This window comes from 'Nostoc azollae' 0708, from assembly GCF_000196515.1.
GTDB classification, from domain to species: domain Bacteria; phylum Cyanobacteriota; class Cyanobacteriia; order Cyanobacteriales; family Nostocaceae; genus Trichormus_B; species Trichormus_B azollae.
Genome location: NC_014248.1, coordinates 2,062,448 through 2,080,403 on the forward strand (window position 1 = coordinate 2,062,448; position 17,956 = coordinate 2,080,403).

Annotated in this window: 9 protein-coding genes and 8 pseudogenes; 12 read left to right on the forward strand and 5 right to left on the reverse strand. The window is 39.3% G+C overall.

What is annotated here, in order from left to right:
• Window positions 1–86 precede the first annotated feature (86 nt).
• On the forward strand, window positions 87–1,676 hold the full coding sequence (locus tag AAZO_RS09400) for a glycoside hydrolase family 57 protein (protein ID WP_013191076.1): 1,590 nt from the start codon (window positions 87–89) through the stop codon (window positions 1,674–1,676).
• Between the two features lie 311 nt (window positions 1,677–1,987).
• Window positions 1,988–3,005: pseudogene (locus tag AAZO_RS35190) on the forward strand (IS701 family transposase).
• A gap of 76 nt (window positions 3,006–3,081) precedes the next feature.
• Here the strand turns inward: AAZO_RS35190 and AAZO_RS09410 are convergent.
• Window positions 3,082–3,417, reverse strand: coding sequence for a DUF5615 family PIN-like protein (locus tag AAZO_RS09410; protein ID WP_013191077.1), 336 nt, complete (start codon window positions 3,415–3,417; stop codon window positions 3,082–3,084).
• Window positions 3,418–3,463: 46 nt separating this feature from the next.
• On the opposite strand from AAZO_RS09410, the pseudogene AAZO_RS29595 reads away from it, so the two are divergent.
• From AAZO_RS29595 to minE, 9 genes and pseudogenes are all read left to right on the forward strand, one after another.
• Window positions 3,464–3,646 (forward strand): annotated as a pseudogene (locus tag AAZO_RS29595) (DUF29 family protein); the annotation flags it as partial.
• 122 nt (window positions 3,647–3,768) lie between these two features.
• A pseudogene (locus AAZO_RS09415) lies at window positions 3,769–4,041 on the forward strand (DUF29 domain-containing protein); the annotation flags it as partial.
• Between the two features lie 174 nt (window positions 4,042–4,215).
• Window positions 4,216–5,471 (forward strand): annotated as a pseudogene (locus AAZO_RS29600) (IS701 family transposase).
• Window positions 5,472–5,473: 2 nt separating this feature from the next.
• Window positions 5,474–6,037: pseudogene (locus tag AAZO_RS09425) on the forward strand (hypothetical protein).
• 120 nt (window positions 6,038–6,157) lie between these two features.
• Window positions 6,158–6,601, forward strand: a pseudogene (locus AAZO_RS09430) (DUF29 domain-containing protein).
• A 1-nt stretch (window position 6,602) separates the two neighbouring features.
• Window positions 6,603–7,925, forward strand: a complete 1,323-nt coding sequence (locus AAZO_RS09435; protein WP_013191079.1) for a four-carbon acid sugar kinase family protein — start codon at window positions 6,603–6,605, stop codon at window positions 7,923–7,925.
• Between the two features lie 82 nt (window positions 7,926–8,007).
• Window positions 8,008–9,042 (forward strand): septum site-determining protein MinC, encoded by a 1,035-nt coding sequence (minC, locus tag AAZO_RS09440; protein ID WP_013191080.1) that lies wholly within the window; start codon window positions 8,008–8,010, stop codon window positions 9,040–9,042.
• 49 nt (window positions 9,043–9,091) lie between these two features.
• Window positions 9,092–9,898 carry a septum site-determining protein MinD gene (gene minD / locus AAZO_RS09445; protein WP_013191081.1) on the forward strand — a complete coding sequence of 269 codons (807 nt, stop codon included), beginning with the start codon at window positions 9,092–9,094 and terminating at the stop codon, window positions 9,896–9,898.
• A gap of 35 nt (window positions 9,899–9,933) precedes the next feature.
• Window positions 9,934–10,236, forward strand: a complete 303-nt coding sequence (gene minE / locus AAZO_RS09450; RefSeq protein ID WP_013191082.1) for a cell division topological specificity factor MinE — start codon at window positions 9,934–9,936, stop codon at window positions 10,234–10,236.
• Window positions 10,237–10,285: 49 nt separating this feature from the next.
• On the opposite strand, the pseudogene AAZO_RS09455 reads toward minE, so the two are convergent.
• Window positions 10,286–10,564 (reverse strand): annotated as a pseudogene (locus AAZO_RS09455) (YiaA/YiaB family inner membrane protein).
• 676 nt (window positions 10,565–11,240) lie between these two features.
• Here AAZO_RS09455 and AAZO_RS09460 point away from each other — a divergent pair.
• A pseudogene (locus AAZO_RS09460) lies at window positions 11,241–12,755 on the forward strand (IS5 family transposase); the annotation flags it as partial.
• A 172-nt stretch (window positions 12,756–12,927) separates the two neighbouring features.
• Here the strand turns inward: AAZO_RS09460 and AAZO_RS09465 are convergent.
• From AAZO_RS09465 to AAZO_RS09475, 3 genes are all read right to left on the reverse strand, one after another.
• Entirely contained in the window at window positions 12,928–14,514 is a 1,587-nt protein-coding gene (locus AAZO_RS09465; RefSeq protein WP_013191083.1) for a DUF4335 domain-containing protein, read from the reverse strand.
• Between the two features lie 87 nt (window positions 14,515–14,601).
• Window positions 14,602–15,210: a DUF3038 domain-containing protein gene (locus tag AAZO_RS09470; RefSeq protein ID WP_013191084.1), complete on the reverse strand. Its 609-nt coding sequence runs from the start codon at window positions 15,208–15,210 to the stop codon at window positions 14,602–14,604.
• 264 nt (window positions 15,211–15,474) lie between these two features.
• On the reverse strand, window positions 15,475–17,952 hold the full coding sequence (locus tag AAZO_RS09475) for an endonuclease MutS2 (protein WP_013191085.1): 2,478 nt from the start codon (window positions 17,950–17,952) through the stop codon (window positions 15,475–15,477).
• Between the last annotated feature and the right edge of the window lie 4 nt (window positions 17,953–17,956).

Genomic DNA, 17,956 nt, shown 5'->3' on the forward strand with positions numbered 1-17,956 from the left:
TGTGATGATCCCGATATAGTCTTAAAATATTGTTAATTTCTGCCCAACTCTCGACCTTCAACTTACAGGAACACCCCAGGACCATTATGGCTATAGGCTACGTTGCGCTTGTACTCCATGCCCACTTGCCCTTCGTTCGTCACCCAGAAAGTGACTACGTGCTGGAGGAGGAATGGCTATATGAAGCCATTACCGAAACTTACATCCCCTTATTGAAAGTATTTGAAGGCTTAAAGCGAGATGGCATCGACTTTAAAATCACGATGAGTATGACACCGCCCCTAGTGTCGATGCTGCGTGATCCTTTACTGCAAGAATGCTATGATGCACATCTAGCTCAACTAGAAGAACTAATAGAACTAGAAGCGGAGCGTAATATTCATAATGGGCATTTGCGCTATTTAGCTGAACATTATGCCACTGAATTTAATGAAGCCCGTAAGGTTTGGGAAAAATACGACGGTGATTTAGTTACAGCTTTTAAACAGTACCAAGACTCTAATCACTTAGAAATTATCACCTGCGGTGCTACTCATGGGTACTTGCCGCTGATGAAAATGTATCCACAAGCTGTTTGGGCACAGATTCAGGTGGCTTGTGAACATTACGAGCAAACTTTTGGACAAGCACCCAGAGGCATTTGGTTGCCAGAATGCGCCTACTATGAAGGCGTAGAGCGAATGTTAGCAGATGCCGGATTACGCTATTTCCTCACTGATGGACATGGCATATTATACGCCCGTCCCCGTCCCCGCTATGGTACTTATGCCCCGATTTTCACAGAAACTGGTGTAGCTGCTTTTGGTCGGGATCATGAATCTTCTCAACAGGTATGGTCTTCGGAAGTAGGCTATCCTGGTGCAGCAGAATACCGGGAATTTTACAAAGATTTGGGCTGGGAAGCTGAATATGAATATATTAAGCCCTACATTATGCCCAATGGTCGACGTAAGAACACGGGAATTAAGTATCATAAAATTACCGGACGTGGTTTAGGTCTTTCTGATAAGGCGCTTTATGATCCTTACTGGGCAAAGGAAAAAGCGGCAGAACACGCTGCTAACTTCATGTATAACCGTGAACGCCAGTCTGAACATTTACATGGAATTATGGGTCGTCCCCCGGTAATTGTTTCTCCCTATGATGCAGAGTTATTTGGTCACTGGTGGTATGAGGGTCCATGGTTCATTGATTATTTGTTCCGTAAGTCATGGTATGACCAAGGAACTTATGAAATGACCCACTTAGCTGATTATTTGCGCGCTAACCCGAGACAACAAGTCTGTCGTCCTTCCCAGTCCAGTTGGGGTTATAAGGGGTTCCATGAATATTGGTTGAACAATACAAATGTCTGGATTTATCCGCATTTACATAAAGCTGCGGAACGGATGATTGAAATTTCCAAATTGGAACCAGAGGATGAGTTGCAATGGAAAGCTTTGAATCAAGCAGCGCGGGAGTTATTATTAGCACAATCTTCTGACTGGGCGTTTATTATGCGGACAGGAACAATGGTTCCCTATGCGGTGAGAAGAACGCGATCACACTTGATGCGGTTTAATAAACTGTATGAAGATGTGAAAATTGGCAAAGTTGATAGTGGTTGGTTGGAAAAAGTAGAATTAATGGATAATATTTTCCCCAACATTAACTATCGAGTTTACCGTCCTATGTAGGTAAAAATCATCTGGGGTAGGCATTTTGCCTGCCCTAGGTATCAGATTTATACATAATAGAATTATCTCTTGAAATTCATTTCCTGGTTAAGTATTCCCCTGCTAACCATTGATTCTCCTATTCTGGTAAAAAATCTGATTTGACAACTAAATTAGCATCAAAAGGATATTCCACGCGAAAAATAGATAAACCTGTTTGTGAGGCTGCTAAATCTCTCGCCTTTTGATAACATTAATAGGACTTACCCACTGATAAAGTAGCAAAATAGTGTAGGGATAAAAAATGTCATCTACTTAGGAGGTATGGGAGAATTAGAGAAATAACCAAACCTTCTACAGCAGAATGCAATCTGGAACATTACACTCTTTTGTTGCTATCAGAACCAAAGTATGGGGGATGTTGTAGATTGGCAGAGATATTGGAAAAAGTTTCACATGACAGTGTGAATAAATTATTGCTCACAGAGACATAGGAACCGAAGGATTTATTCGATACAGTAAAGGAAATCATAAATATAATAGGAGGGATTGCAAGTGTAGATGACACAGTAGTATAAAAATTGTATAGTGACCCAAAAACTGCAGTATTAATCAGTTATTTTTGGTCTGGGAAATATCATAAGAGCATCAAAGGAATAGATTTAATCACACTGTACTACAGTGATGTGTATGGAAATTCAGTACGAATAAATTACAGAATATACGACAAAAAGGAGGGAAAGACGAAGAACGATTATTTTCAGGAAATGCTCAAGGAAGTGATTGACTGGGGTGTAAAACCAAGAATAGTTACAGGAGACAGTTGGTATTCAGGGGTAGAAAGCTGAAAATTCTTAAAAAACCAGAAATTGGGTTTTCTGTTTGGGATTTAGAAAAATAGAACAGTATCAAATAAACTGAAAAAGTATTGTCTATTAAGGAGTTTAGAAATTCTCGGTGAAGGTTCGATAACTCATTTGAGAGCATTTGGATTGATCAAACTGTTTAGGCAAGACTTCAAGAAAGAAGACTCTAGAGACTAGACTCTATAGTGTATCTACCAGATGAACAAGCTCTCAATCAAATCACCAAAAGTGAATTTGTGACAATTCATAATACTCATTGGGGGATTGAAAGTTTTCATAGAGCCATCAAACAAGTATGTGGAATTTGTTGACTTATGGTTAGAGATAGCCAAGAAATTAAAACACATATATTTTGTTCACTTCTTTCGAAAAAATGCGCTCTGAAAACATAATTTCTAATTGGTATGAATTGCAAAGGAACTTATTCACTTTAGTTGTGCGCGACTACATTGTGGAAAGTCTTACCAATCCTGGTACTGCTTAATACCCATGGATGACTGTTCTTCTCAATACGTAACTTCTATAATATTTAAATTTAGTAGTGTTCTCTGACAGCGGACTCAAGTAATTTCAACTAATGCTTCACCAGAAGACAAAATTTCCAAAGCTTCTAGTAAATTTGCACTCAAAATCTCTCTCACCGTAGCATTATAAATATTACCACAGGTTAGCCATATGACTTGCGGTGGTGGTGTTTCCAGACGATCAACTAAATCAATAAAGTCCCTATTTTTAGTGATAAAGATAACTCCTTGAGCTTTTGCAGCCTCAAAAATGTCCTCATCTTCAGCATCTCTTAGTCCCACATCACGCAAGACTAAGGCGATTATACTAAATGTCTGAGTAATCCAAGTAGCAATAGATGGTGATAAGTGTGCATCAACCCAAATTATCATGCAACTAACACCGGAGAAAACAACAACTTAAACCCTATACAACCAAGGTTATTACCTATGGCTGAGAACAACTATCGCTCAACTTCGCACAGGGGAGTTTTCTGCTCTTAATTTAGAGAATTTATTAGAGGAATTAGAAACTCTAAGTAGAACTCAAAAACGGACAATTCAAAATTTATTAATTAAGCTTCTTGTACATCTAATTAAACTTAAATCTTGGGATAAGTAGGTGGGTGGGAGAATCTATAACTATGTCATGGCGAATGCGGCAAAGGGGAATCAAGGAATCCCAATTGCTTCAAGTAATTTACATTTTGTTAAATAGTTATGTTTATTTGTGTCTATCCACTTAGTGAAAGAGAACGTAATCAAGGACCTTGGAAAGGTGAAATTAGAACATTTCGCAGACAGATAAAAGATGAACTTAAAGATAGTCCCAGTTTAAAACATTACATCTTAGAAATATTTGATGAATGTTATCAAGACGCGAGAAAGGAAGCATCTGCTCGCTCACAACTTCCCCTCGATACATTCCCTCTGATTCCCATCGGTTCTTTAGAACAAATCCTCGATGAAAATTGGTTTCCTGAATATAGCTGCAATCATCACGGTAAAGACAATTAAAAGAGATACACAAATCACCCTTCCTCAAGGAGGATCTAGCAGTGCATCCATATTTAATCGGCTTAGAAATTGGCAAAGGGGAACTAAGACGCTTAACGGAACTTAAACAGAAGTTAAGAGTAAAAAGAGGAGTATAATGCAATTTCGGTGTAGCTTTCACGTTAAAAGAAGCTGATGAAAGAAACCACTGCCGCAGCAATGGCACCATGGTTTGAAAGATGGTGTGATTTGATGGTGTATTTACTCATCAAGCGCAGAAAACAGAGTTTAGACATTATTTAGGGGGATGATTGGGTGAAAGTGAGAGAAGAAACCTATTTAAAATGGCAGAGAATGCCCTAGGGCTGACCTACCACCGATTACACCACTTTTCAACTGAAGCACCTTGGTCCAGTTCCCAAGTCAATGAGCGTCGGTTAGAGATTATGAAAAAGTGTAGTCAGAGGAGAATCACCAGAGGATTTAGCTTAATAATTGATGATTCTGTCCATAGAAAAAGGGGGAATTTTAGGGATGGAGTAGGAAGAAAATATATTGGAGAAATTGGGAAAAGGGATACTGGAATAGTAGTAGTAACAACACATCTATATGATGGCAGTAAAAGCTTACCATTAGATATAGAGTTAGATCACCACGGTGATTCTTTACCCAAAGGGAAACAAGACCCTATATTTGAGAATAAACCTGAGTTAGGAATTAAATCAATAGATCTGACCTTGAGCCGTGCTTATCAACCAGGAATAGTAATTATAGATGCTGGATATTGCCACAATAGGTCTTTCTTATTAAAGATAGAAAATTGGAATTTAAAGTATTGAGGAGGATTAGCTAAACATCCCAAAGTCCTTGCCAGTGACTAAGAGGATAGTCCACAAATAATTAGGTTAGATAAATTAGCACAAAGTTTAACCCAAGAGGCTGTTACAGAAATTCAACTGGAGTTAGATAAACCCAAAACATTATGGGTAGTAACTAAAGAAGTAGAAATATCAGCCTTAAGTGGAAAGGGGAATATTGCTATCGTCATCAATGGTTCTACTTTCTCTCAAGCCACTGATATTGGCGACTTTATGCCTAATATTTCTTCATCAATTGTCACCCCCCAATGGATAGTTAATACATATTCCCAAAGAAATTGGGTAGAAGTTTTTTACAGGGAAGCCAAGGGATGGTTAGGACTCAAAGAATATCAAGTTGGAGATAAAAGCAGTTTACTGCGCCATTTTATGTTGGTTTTCTGTGCCTACACTTTTATTCTTAGCCATCAGTGGACTGGAGGATTAAGACCAAGGTGGGCTAAGAAACCTTTGAATACTTTTACTGAAGCTTTAGAAGCGTTGAGAATAGCCATATCTTTTCTATTTATTGATTGCTTCAACTGGAATCTGGATGTGTTTCCTTGTGATAGAGACAGTTTAGGCTACATTTAGCCTTGATTCTTGTTTACGTCCCGTTAACTGGGTTTGATCCAGAAAACGTTTTTCGACCCTCAATTATGGCAAACAGGGAAAAGCGTATGGGCTTTTTCTTCAATGAAGGTTTGGCTTTAGCACTAACACCAATTATGATCGGCTTTATTTATGCTTTTATAATTTTACCCACCTTAGGATCTTCCAACAAATTGGGCGTTATATTACTGATTATTGTACCCGTTACCGTAATTGTGGGGCGATCACTCTGGCGGAAAAAATCTGTCCCCACGCATTAAAAATCCTCCTATAGGAAGTTGATAAATATCACGTAGTAGTTCAAGCTATAGATATTAACGACCAACTGAATAACTCTGGTAACTCCCAAAGTAATATTAATATCTGCACTGCAACTGATTGGAGAGGATTTAGTTCGTGGCTTAAGAAGTGAACGGATTTTGCGCGATAATGAAAAACTGCTGGCTAATAACCAAGATTTAGTGCTAAATAATTTAGCCAATCTACAAACCTTAAAAGTTAGTAATCAACCTGGTGAATATGCACGACTGCTAAACCAATCATTGTAAATTGCTTTAGATGTACAAGCAGAAATCAGAAAACTCAGAAAAGTGTAATCATAGATTTCTTTCAACCAACAAATTGTATGCTTTAACCTTAATCTGTATATTCAATCAGGAGGATCCTAAATGATATCTACATTATTGAGTCAAACTCTTTATGAACAGGATTATCCCCAATGGTTAGCAACAACTTTACAACAATTACAAGCACAAGATATAGGAAATCTTGATTGGGAGCATTTAATTGAGGAGATTTCTTCATTGGGTAATGAACAAAGATAGAAACTGGAACCTTATCTACTGCAACTTCTCAAACATCTGCTATTGTATCAGCATTGGAGTCTTCCTGACTGTAAAAACCATTGGGAAGTAGAAACTGATAGTTTTAGAGTAGAAATTAGGAAGTTAACTAAATCAAAAAACTTCTACAATTATCTGTTAAAACTGCTCGATGAAGTATATAATGATGCAGCAGGACAAGCCAAGAAAGAAAGTGGTTTAAATTTTTTTCCCCAAACTTGCCCTTACACATTAGATGTAGAATATTTACCACCATTTACATACTTATGAAATGAATAACCAACCCAAAATAATCGTTTTAGATGATGATCCAACAGGTTGTCAAACCGTCCACAGTTGTTTACTGTTGATGCGTTGGCATGTGGAAACTTTGCGTTTAGGATTAAAAGATGATGCTCCCATTTTCTTTATTTTAACTAATACGCGATCACTCACACCAGAAGCAGCTGCTACAGTCACTAGAGAAGTTTGTCATAATCTAAAAATCGCCTTAGCAGCAGAAAACATAGATGATTTTCTCGTAGTTAGTCGTTCTGACTCCACCTTACGCGGACATTATCCCATCGAAACTGATGTCATCGCTGAAGAACTCGGAGTATTTGATGCTCATTTTCTCGTCCCGGCATTTTTCGAAGGTGGAAGAATTACCCGCGATAGCATCCATTATCTAACTATTGATGGTATTCCTACCCCAGTCCATGAAACAGAATTTGCCCGTGATTCTGTCTTTGGTTACAATTACAGCTACCTGCCTAAATATGTAGAAGAGAAAACCAAAGGACGCATCAAAGAAGATACTGTTACTAAATTTTTACTGGCAGATATTCGTAGTGGTAGTTTAGAGAAATTATTGCAACTCCATGATAATCAGTGTGCAGTTGTAGACGGAGAAACCCAAATAGACCTTAACACTTTTGCTGTTGATATATTAACAGCTGCAGCTCAAGGAAAACGCTTTTTATTCCGTTCGGCTGCTAGTATTTTAACAGCTTTAGCTGCCTTACCTCCCCAACCCATAGCCGCTGAAAATATGGGGAAATATGTGCGTGGTGGTAAACCAGGTGCAGTCATAGTTGGTTCTCACGTTAGAAAAACGACTCAACAATTAGAGTCTTTATTACAAACCCAGGGAACAGTAGGAATTGAAATCAATGTATCTAGATTACTTGATCATGGAGAAGATCAAACTGCCCAATTGCTGCAAGAAAGTTTAGCAGAAATTAAGATAGTACATAATTCAGGAAAAACACCAGTAATTTATACGAGTCGTCAAGAATTGATCTTTCAAGATGTCAAAACTAGATTAGACTTTGGGGCAACAGTTTCAGCTTTATTAATGGATATTGTTCAGGGTTTACCAGCAGATATAGGATTTTTAATTAGCAAAGGTGGGATTACCTCCAACGATGTTTTGAGTACGGGATTAGCGTTAACTTCAGCCAGATTACTGGGTCAAATTTTAGCAGGTTGTTCAATGGTAATTACACCATCTGATCATCCTCAGTTTCCTAACTTGCCAGTGGTACTTTTTCCTGGTAATGTCGGTAACGCCGATGCATTAGGTACAATTTATGAAAGATTGACGGCAAAATAATCATTTATCAGTTACCAGTGAACAGTGATCACTTATCACTGTCACCTGTCACCTGTCACCTGTTCCCTATTTCCAATTACGAATGAATTCTGATTCTACTAACTCCTCAAATGATTTTCAACAGGATTCAAATTCTCAACTTCCTGGTGGGAAATCCATTTCTAAACAAGCTGATGTAGAAGAAAATATTGCTAAAACTGCCAATATAGAGGCAGATTCTACTGATGATGCAGATAGTAATTCTATTATCCCCAATGCTGATTTAAATTCAGTTCTCCTTTATTTACAAGCTAATGCTGTTAGTACGAGTACTGGGTATAATTCTGACTTAAGTGATCTAAGTAATAATGAGTTAGGATTATTAGAAGAAAAGATTAACCATAAGATTCAAGTCCAGTTAAAAACAGAAGAGGGAAGACTGTTATTAATTTTGCCAACCGAATCTCAAGTACCTGGGTCAGAAATAAGTTGGTCAGAAATTTGGCAACAAATGAAGCAGCGCCTCAATGGTAGTGATCGCTTGCGGATACCTAACACTATAGTACATCTAGTTGCACAAGACCGCCTGTTAGATAGCAGACAACTACAACAATTGGAAGAAACTTTAAATGAAGTCCAACTTCAGCTAAAATCAGTGGCGACTAGTCGTAGGCAAACAGCGATCGCAGCTTGTACGTTAGGTTATTCTGTAGAACAAATACAACTACAAATATCCTTTACTACCGATCTTAAAGCTACCCGCAAAGCTCTGGCAGATGCCCTGTATCTAGAAATGACAGTGCGTTCTGGTGGAGAAATTCGTCATCCTGGCACAGTGATTATTTTGGGAGATATCAATCCTGGTGGTATCGTAGTAGCAGATGGAGATATTCTTGTATGGGGGCGGCTGCGGGGAGTAGCTCATGCGGGAGCCACAGGCAATCGTGAGTGTATAATCATGGCTTTGCAAATGGAACCAACCCAACTGCGAATCGCCGATGCAGTAGCAAGAGCGCCAGAAAAATCACTGAGACAATTTTCGCCCGAAGTAGCACACATTACAACTCAAGGAATTCGCATTTCTAAAGCAGCCGATTTTTCTCGCAATCAGTTAAGTAAAATTAATCAAAGCCTCTAAGATATTTAGTATTATTTCCACAACGCCTAATAGAACGCAATTCCTATTTATGACTCGCATTATTGTAACTACCTCCGGTAAAGGAGGAGTGGGTAAAACCACAGTTTCCGCAAATTTGGGTATGGCTTTAGCCAAACTAGGTCGGCAAGTCGCCCTAGTTGATGCGGATTTTGGACTCAGAAATTTAGATTTGCTGCTAGGACTAGAAAACCGTATCGTCTACACAGCCGTAGAAGTTTTAGCCAGAGAATGTCGTTTAGATCAAGCTTTGGTAAAAGATAAGCGACAACCCAATCTTGTACTTCTACCAGCTGCCCAAAATCGTAGCAAAGATGCCGTCACTCCCGACCAAATGAAACTGCTGGTAAATGCACTAGCACAAAAATACCAGTATATACTGATTGATAGCCCCGCAGGCATTGAAATGGGGTTTAAAAATGCGATCGCCCCAGCCAAAGAAGCCCTAATTGTAACCACCCCAGAAATTTCTGCAGTCCGCGATGCTGACCGAGTAGTGGGCTTACTAGAAGCACAAGGTGTCAACAAGATTCATTTAATAATTAATCGGATCAGACCTGCAATGGTACAGGCAAATGATATGATGTCTGTGCAGGATGTTCAGGAACTTCTCGCCATCCCCTTAATTGGGGTAATCCCTGACGACGAGCGTGTAATAGTATCTACCAACCGTGGTGAACCTTTAGTATTATCAGACACCCCCTCAATAGCTGCCTTAGCCTTTGAAAACATTGCTCGCAGGTTAGAAGGGCAAACTGTTGAATTTCTTGAGCTTGACTCACCCAACGACAACATCTTTTCTCGCTTGCGGAAATTGTTGTGGACAAAGATTGTTTAACTTATTTTCCAGTTTTCGCCTTAGACCTACCCGCAATGATCCTTGAACTTTTAGAAAAACTGTTTGTTCGCATACCTGACACCAGTCGCACTCAAGTTAAACGTCGGCTGCAAGTAGTCATAGCCCACGACCGCGCCGACTTAGACCCCCAAACTTTGGAAAAAATGCGCCAAGAAATTTTGGCAATAGTCTGTCGCTACGTGGAAATTGAAACAGACGGCTTAGAGTTTTCCCTAGAAAGTAACCAACGCACAACAGCCTTAATCGCTAATTTACCCATCCGCAGGGTAAAAGAAACTACAGATGAACTAGAAGCGAGCGAGATAATCTCAGATTAAAAACACAACCTGGTAGTTAGGAGAAAAGTAAACCTTCCCTAATTACCAACTATTTCAGCGTTAGAGGATCATCTTGAGACAGCAAATTCTCAACTTTTCCCTCGTCAATTCTGGAAGTTAATTTTTTAGATTCATGCAAATCTCTAGTGGTTTTAGCCAAGGTGAAAGTTGAACCGATAAAGAAAGCTAAACCCATGCCCATAAAACCTTTTATCCAGTTATCAACAGGCAAATTGACAACACTAAAAGTTGTCATAGAAATAGAAATGAGAAAAGCTGCCCATGTTTAAATAATCCAAGCAGTGCTATCTTTTTGAGAGCTTTGCATATTCCCCTCTTTTTGGCTAACGCACTTTCAGTCAAATTTAATGCAGTGCTAAGAACCAACATTTCGCACTCTTAACTGTCACAATCGTTTACTACGGAAGTGAAGTCATGAAAGAAGAGTAAAAAATTACAGTTATCTATAAAAAAACAAATTTTGGATAGGAAAATTTATTCAGATGCCTTCTCAATAAGGAGTAATACACAACAGACCTATTACAAAATTGTTTATGTGGTATGATAGAGAGTTTTAGATTTTATGTATTTTTGGTGTTCTTTGGGCTCACTAATTCAAACATAACCCTGTCGCTCTAACTTTTGGCTAAAACAAAGATAAACGACCGATTTTAATAAAATAAATGGAATTTAAACATAAATAAAATTAATTCTGCAAGAGGTCTAATAATTTTTAACCAGGTTTTCTATAAAAAAAACCTAAGAACCGAAACTTTGTACTTAGTGGTGTTTATTAACTGTAATATCTAATTTAATAGTAGTAATTTTTATTTAGGACTTGCTGATAGCGTAGCGTGGCGTTAAGCCATATAAACGAAAAACCTGGATAAATTAAGAGATTCGGGGTATAAAAAGTGAAAAAACTGCAAAGAAACGAGTTAAAATAGGTAAAACCCCTTGGATAAAGCTGTATTAAGATATATCGAAAAGCGCAAGAATAAGAAACAGCGCCAGACAACTTTGAACTACCCTTTGGTGGGAAACTAGCACCAGATAACCGCTGGATAATCATGGCACAGATGATACATTGGTCAGAATTTGAAGGAGAATATGCAGCCATATTTTCAGAATAAATAGGGGTACCAGGCAAAATATTTAGGATGGCGTTGGGAGCATTAATAATCAAAGAGAAATTAGGAATAGGTGATAGAAAAACAGTAAAACAAATGAGGGAGAATCCCTATCTGCAATAGTTGATAGTAATGTTAGCCTATAGTAACCCAGCTCTATTTGATGCTTCCATGCTAGTTCACTTTCGAGAAAGAATAGATGTAAAATTAGTCAACAAATTGAATCAAGAAATTCTCAAACAGGGGTTAGAAATAAAAGAGGAGGAAGTAAACTCAAAAAAGTCAGAAACAGAAGATTCAAAAAGTGAGTCTACCAATCGAGGGAAATTAATATTAGATACCAGTTGTGCGCCAGCAGATATCAGTTATCCAACAGACTTAGGATTATTATATCAAGCAAGAAAGCAAACAGAAAAAACTATAGATACATTATATAACTCCCTGGAAGTCAAAAACATAAATAAACCGAAAACCTACAGGAAGATAGCGAGAAAAAATTATTCAGTAGTAGCTAAAAAAAGAAAAAAAGCTTTAAAAAAAGAAGCAATGCTATCAAAAGGCAACCGCAATATATCAAAAGATACTTAGCTCACACTCAGCAACTAATAGATTTGGGTGCGTCACTCGTAAAACTGAGTAATAGGCAATAATAAGATGTTGCTAGTCTTAGCAGAAGTTTATCATCAACAACTGTGGTTATATAAAAATACAAAACAGAGTATAGAAGACCGGATTGTCAGTTTAAGTTAACCACACATTCGTCCGATTGTCCGTGGAAAAGTAGGAACAGCCGTAGAGTTTGGGGTAAAGTTTTCAGCTCTTTGTTTTGACGGCTATGTATTTTTAGACCGCATCAGTTGGGATAGTTTTAACGAATCAGGAGATTTGAAATCACAAGTTGAAGCATTCAAAACCTAGATGGGTTCTTATCCTGAATTAGTTTATGTTGATAAAACTTATCGGCATAGAGACAACTGTGCTTGGTATAAAGAAAGAGGTATTAGAATCAGTGGTCTTCTCAAAGGAAGACCACCTAAAGACGTCAGTAAAGAAAAAAAGAAATAAGGTTGAAAGGACGAGAGAATTCGTAACTGTATCGAGGGTAAATTCGGACAAGCTAAACGAAGATTTAGCCTTGGGACAGTGATGGCTAAACTTTCTCATACTTCTTTAACTACAATTCCTATTTCTTTTGCAGTTATGAATCTTTCTACTCTTCTCTTAGGGCTTTTTTGTGTCTTTTCATGGCGATTTTTCAGAAACACATCTTTTTTCAATTCTTTCACTAATAAAAATTATGTTTTGGATAATCGCAGCCCAAAAAAACTTACTTTCCTTGAATGCTTCATTCCTCAAATTGCTGTGTCTCGTCTTTTACTTAATATTTAATACTGGCTCCCCTTGCACATAGTTGTGGTTTTGACATCTCTATTTCGAGGTGGAAGATATGAGCCTCCCACGAGCAAGGTTTACGCTCCCGCAATATATGAAAGAAACACGTTCAGATTTTCAATCTGAAATACTTCCTTGTCAAGGGTTATAAAATGTGTTTCTTGAGAGTTTACGGTGTTTCTGGAAAAGTTTGTACCTTACCATCTGGACTAAAAACTGCTCTGAGTTTAATATTTCGCCCAGATTTATTAGTAGAAACAAAAGTTTTACCAATTTCTGGAATGCCAGTGCTATTAACGTATTCTCTGGCGGCTCGATTTAATGGCAAAATGCGTTCAACAGAACCATCAACACCCAACATCAAACTATACTCCAATGTTTGGGAAAATCCAGTAGGAGGCTGCCAACGCTTTTGCAAATATTCCCTAGCTTCGGCTACTTGAGGTATATCAAATAATGTATTTTCCTTAACCGCTACATCTGTCGGTAAGGAGGAGTTTCTTGCAGATCGCAATTTTGTTACTAAATTATCATCAGTTGCTAGAGAAGAAGTTGTAACAGAGGAATCAGCTATTTTACCTAATTGCTGTGAGTCTGGTTGAGAAGTTACGGGAGCAGAAGTTTGAGCTTGAATCTCATTAGGTAAAGTAGTAACAGACGGACGGATATTAGAGACACTACTGATATCTGTCAGAGATAAATCTTGACGATTGGTAGAATTAATACCACTTTGGGTAATCACCCTTGTGCCGTTTTGTGGAACATTCGCTTGTGTGGATAATGGTAGTCCTAAATTACTGGAAATAACAGGCTTGTTAGTTTGCGGTATCGTCAGATTTTTCGGTAATATTGGATTTGTTGCTGGGACAGTTGCATTAGGAAAATCCAGAGGATTGGAGGTTAAACTTGGATCAGCCGGTGGAGGAGGGGGATCTAAATTGGGGATTTGTAGCGCCGCAGTATTGCTTGGCGGAGTAGGCAAATTACCAGAAGTGTTAATTCCTGTTGGCGGATTATTTAAAGAGGGAGAAGATTCAAGAGCAATTTGATCGGCCGTTGAAGCTGGTTTTTTGGCTGTTTGCTCGTTATTTTGCCTGATGTTATTAGCATAATGCCAGGTTAAGGGAGTTAAACCCAGAGCTAATACTAATATTGCAGCTATTGGTGTCCAACTTGGCACACTGGGAAAAGAACTATCACCTTTGAGATTTGGTAATGTGATGACATCAGTTGAGTATTCATCTAAAGCATTTGCCAAATCAAATAATTGTAATAAAGTAAGTTGAATTACAGGACTAGATATGGCGTTACCAAGAGAACCAAGAAATAGTTTATGAGTTAAATGATCACTGGATTCTACATAAATGGTTGCCTCTATAATGCTCATACTAGAAGTATCTGTGGTTTTAGGTAATGGTGAAGTGGAGGCAACTTCATTTAATTCTGTTTGTTCACATGCTGTATTTGATCTTTGCGGTTCTAACAAATTGAAACAAAAACTATCTGCTGATTGTTGTAAGAGTTTTTGCCTGTAATGGGTTACAGCATGACATAAAGCTTCTAGCTGATCCTGATCGCCCTGAACTGGTACTTTACTTTCTTCTGGTAGTGTCGGATCATGGAAATGCAACTGAAAACGCAATTGCTTAATGACAGTTTGCCCCATCCACTTTGATAAAGGTGAACTGTGCGCCAGTATTTCTAGTGTGCAAGTAGGGGGTGTGTAGCGACGAATGACAGAATTTGGTCTGGGCATAGCTGGAATTGCAAGGGGGACAAAGATAAATTTTTGATTTTTGATTTTTGATTTTTGATTAGTAATTTAAAATCTCCAATTGAAAATCTAAACTTGTTTTGTGGAACGGTCTATTAGTGCTAACCACAATTGCCGATGTCCACCAGAGGCGCTATAAAAAAGCAAGTCTACCATCAGTTTTAATGCTAAGTTAGTCAGCAACTCTGTGGAGACTATTTTATCTTCTTCCATGCGCTCTTGATAGGCATTGCAGAAAGCATCAATATAATCTCCCAGTAAAGAATTCTGATGGGGTTCTTGATTTTTTGCTGCTATATTTTCTAATAGCCCTACGGCACGACGAATTAATTCTTGGTGCTGTTTGGCAAGATAACAAGTAATCAGAACTAGTGATCGCGCTTCCTCTACATCTAGTTTCTTTCGCCCTCCTTGACCTTTGCGTATAGGATTAGACTGGCGTAGTCGCCATAAAGCTACTCGATCAGGGACTTTCGTCTCTAAATTTAAACTAATCGCCGCCGAAAGCATAGCATCAGAACCAAGTCCAGTTAAAGTTTCTAGCGCCAACAGTACCAAATCTAACTGGGTTTTGATATTATCCCATTGAACTGAATTTGGGGTCGGAAACTTAGTTAAATCGTCCCACTGGGAATTGGGTGTGGCTGAATTAGCGGCCGATTGCATAACTTTTAGCATAGGTGATCCGGCGAATAGAGGCTGTTACTGTTACCCATTTTGAAACGAAAGAAGCAGAAAAATTATTGGTTTTCCATAGTTATACCATTTTGGAAGGCAGAAGGTAGGAGCTAGCAAACAGGAGCTAGAAGGTGGAAGCTAAGATATTTTTCTCTGTCACCCTAAGGGTGATGGCTCCGGCATGCTACCCGAACGCTTTAGCGATAAGTCAGCGCGGTCTTTGGGAAACTCCAAGACCGCGCTGACTTACCTATGACTTGTCACCTATTCCACATGAGCAATTGTGACACCAGTCCCGCCATCTGCTTGTTCTGCGGGTTCGTGGTGGCTGACTCTGGGATGTTGATGCAAAAAAGCGTGAACTCCTTGCTTTAACTTACCTGTACCATATCCATGAATAATCCATAAAGGTCCATCAGCCTCGGAAATCGCTTTTTCTAAGATATATTCGGCATCAACTACCCTTTTTCCGCGCAAATCAACGGTATTTCTCGAGGTACGAATAGCTAAAGCTGGTGCTGGTGGTGTGGTAACGGCTGGTGCTGGTTTCGGTTTAGCAATGGGTTCTGGTTTCTGTCCTTCTAAGGACTCTATGTCTTGTAATTGCACCATCATTTTCATGATGCCAAAGCGCACACTGAATTCTCCATCTGTATTAGGGGCTGTTAACACTTCCGCGGTTTGCCCTAGTTTACGAATACGGATGCGATCTCCTACTTTGGGCATAAACCCTGGTTTGGGTTTGGGTGGTGGAGTGGGTTGATATCTCTCCGCAATTTCACTTAACTTACTAGTTGCTTCCTGGGCATGTTGGGCGGTGGGTTTTCCTTGTTGCAAACGGCGAATAACTTCGGCAATTTCTCCTTTAGCTTGGATGATTGCTTGCTGTACTGCTACTTCTTGGGAAGCACGCAAATCTTTTTCTCGTTCTTGTAAAGCTGTGGCTTTTTGGGAAACTTCTTTGTATAATTTTTCGGCTTGACGTAATAATTCTTGCGCTTCCGCCGCTTTGGTTTCCTGACTGCGCCGCTGTGCTTCTAACCCTGCAATTACTTGATTAACTTCGTCCGTGGCTTCTCCTACTTGACTTTTTGCAGCTTCTACCACTTCTGGTTTTAATCCCAGACGCAAGGCAATGGCTAAGGCGTTGGAACGTCCAGGAATACCCCACAATAACCGATAGGTTGGTGAAAGGGTAGCGTCATTAAATTCTACTGAGGCGTTTTCAAAGCGAATATCCTCATATTTCAAAGCTTTCAATTCCCCAAAGTGCGTGGTAGCAATGGTTAATTGGGCATGATCAGCGAGATATTGTAAAAGAGCGATCGCTAATGCACTACCTTCTACCGGATCAGTACCCGCACCCACTTCATCAAGTAAGACTAGGGAGTTGGGCATGGTGCATTGGGCATTGGGCATTAGGAAAATTCCTTCCCCATCTCCCCCATCTCCTCTCATCTCCCCCATCTCCCAGTCCCTAGTCCCGACTCCCCGATCCCCAGTGCCTAAAGCATTTAGAATCCGACTAATACGGCGAATATGCCCGGAAAATGTTGATAAACTTTGTTGTAAAGATTGTTCATCCCCAATATCGGCTAAAACCTGGTCAAACCAAGGAATCTCGACTGGTTCACGGGCGGGAACAAATAAGCCCACTTTGGCCATTAAAGCTGCTAATCCCAAGGTTCTTAACGTTACAGTTTTACCACCAGTATTGGGTCCAGTAATTGTGACGACTTTTATGTGGGGACTAATTAATAAATCAACAGGAATTACTGGATGTCCCTGTTCATGGTGTTGTTGCCAAACTAACAGGGGATGGCGTAATTGCCGCAGGGTAATTATTTGCTGTTCTTGACGATTTACAAACCGGGGTGGATTAGCACCTATCCAGAAACTATACCTAGCTTTAGCTGTAGCTATATCTAAAGTAGTGACAATTGCTAATAACTTTTCTAAATCGGGTTTAACTGCGGCGACTTGCTCTGTTAAACTGCGACGAATGGCTTCTTCTTCGGCCTGTTCTCTTCTAATAGCTTGGCGCAGTTGGTTGCCCATTGACACAATGCTATTAGGTTCTATATACAAAGTTGCACCACTAGTGGATGTATCGTGAACAATACCAGGAACTGCATCTTTTTGTGGTGCTTTTACGGGGATAACATAGCGACTACCCCGTTGAGTGATAATAGGTTCTTGTAATGCTCCCGATTTTGCTTGAATGATATTGTGCAGTTTTTGGGTAATTTGACCACGTGATTTCCGCAAATATTCCCGAATCTCTCCTAATTTTTGACTAGCGCGGTCTGTAACTTGTGCTCGTTCATCAATACAACGGTGAATTTCCTGCTCTAATTCCGGGTAAGTTCGTAATTCGGCAACTAACTCAGCGAAAATTGGTATATCTTCCTGATTGTCAATTAACCGACGTAAATTTCTTGCACCAGCGAGGGTGGTAGCGATAGCCAAAAGTTCCTCACCAGACAAAATCCCTTGTAGTTCTGCACGTTCTAGGGAATCACCAATATCTTGAATGCCCTCAAAGGATAACCCTTTTGTCAGCAGGCTTTCCAGTTGATAGACTTCTTTGGTTTGTGCTAACAACTCTTTACTTTCCTCTAGAGTTGTCGGTATCGGCAAGGCACGGGCAACTATCGCCCCTAACTTAGTTGCCGCAAAGGTGGAAAGGTGCTGGCAGAGGCGATGCCATTCTAGTAGTTCTAAGGTTTCAGACTGGATCAAGGCT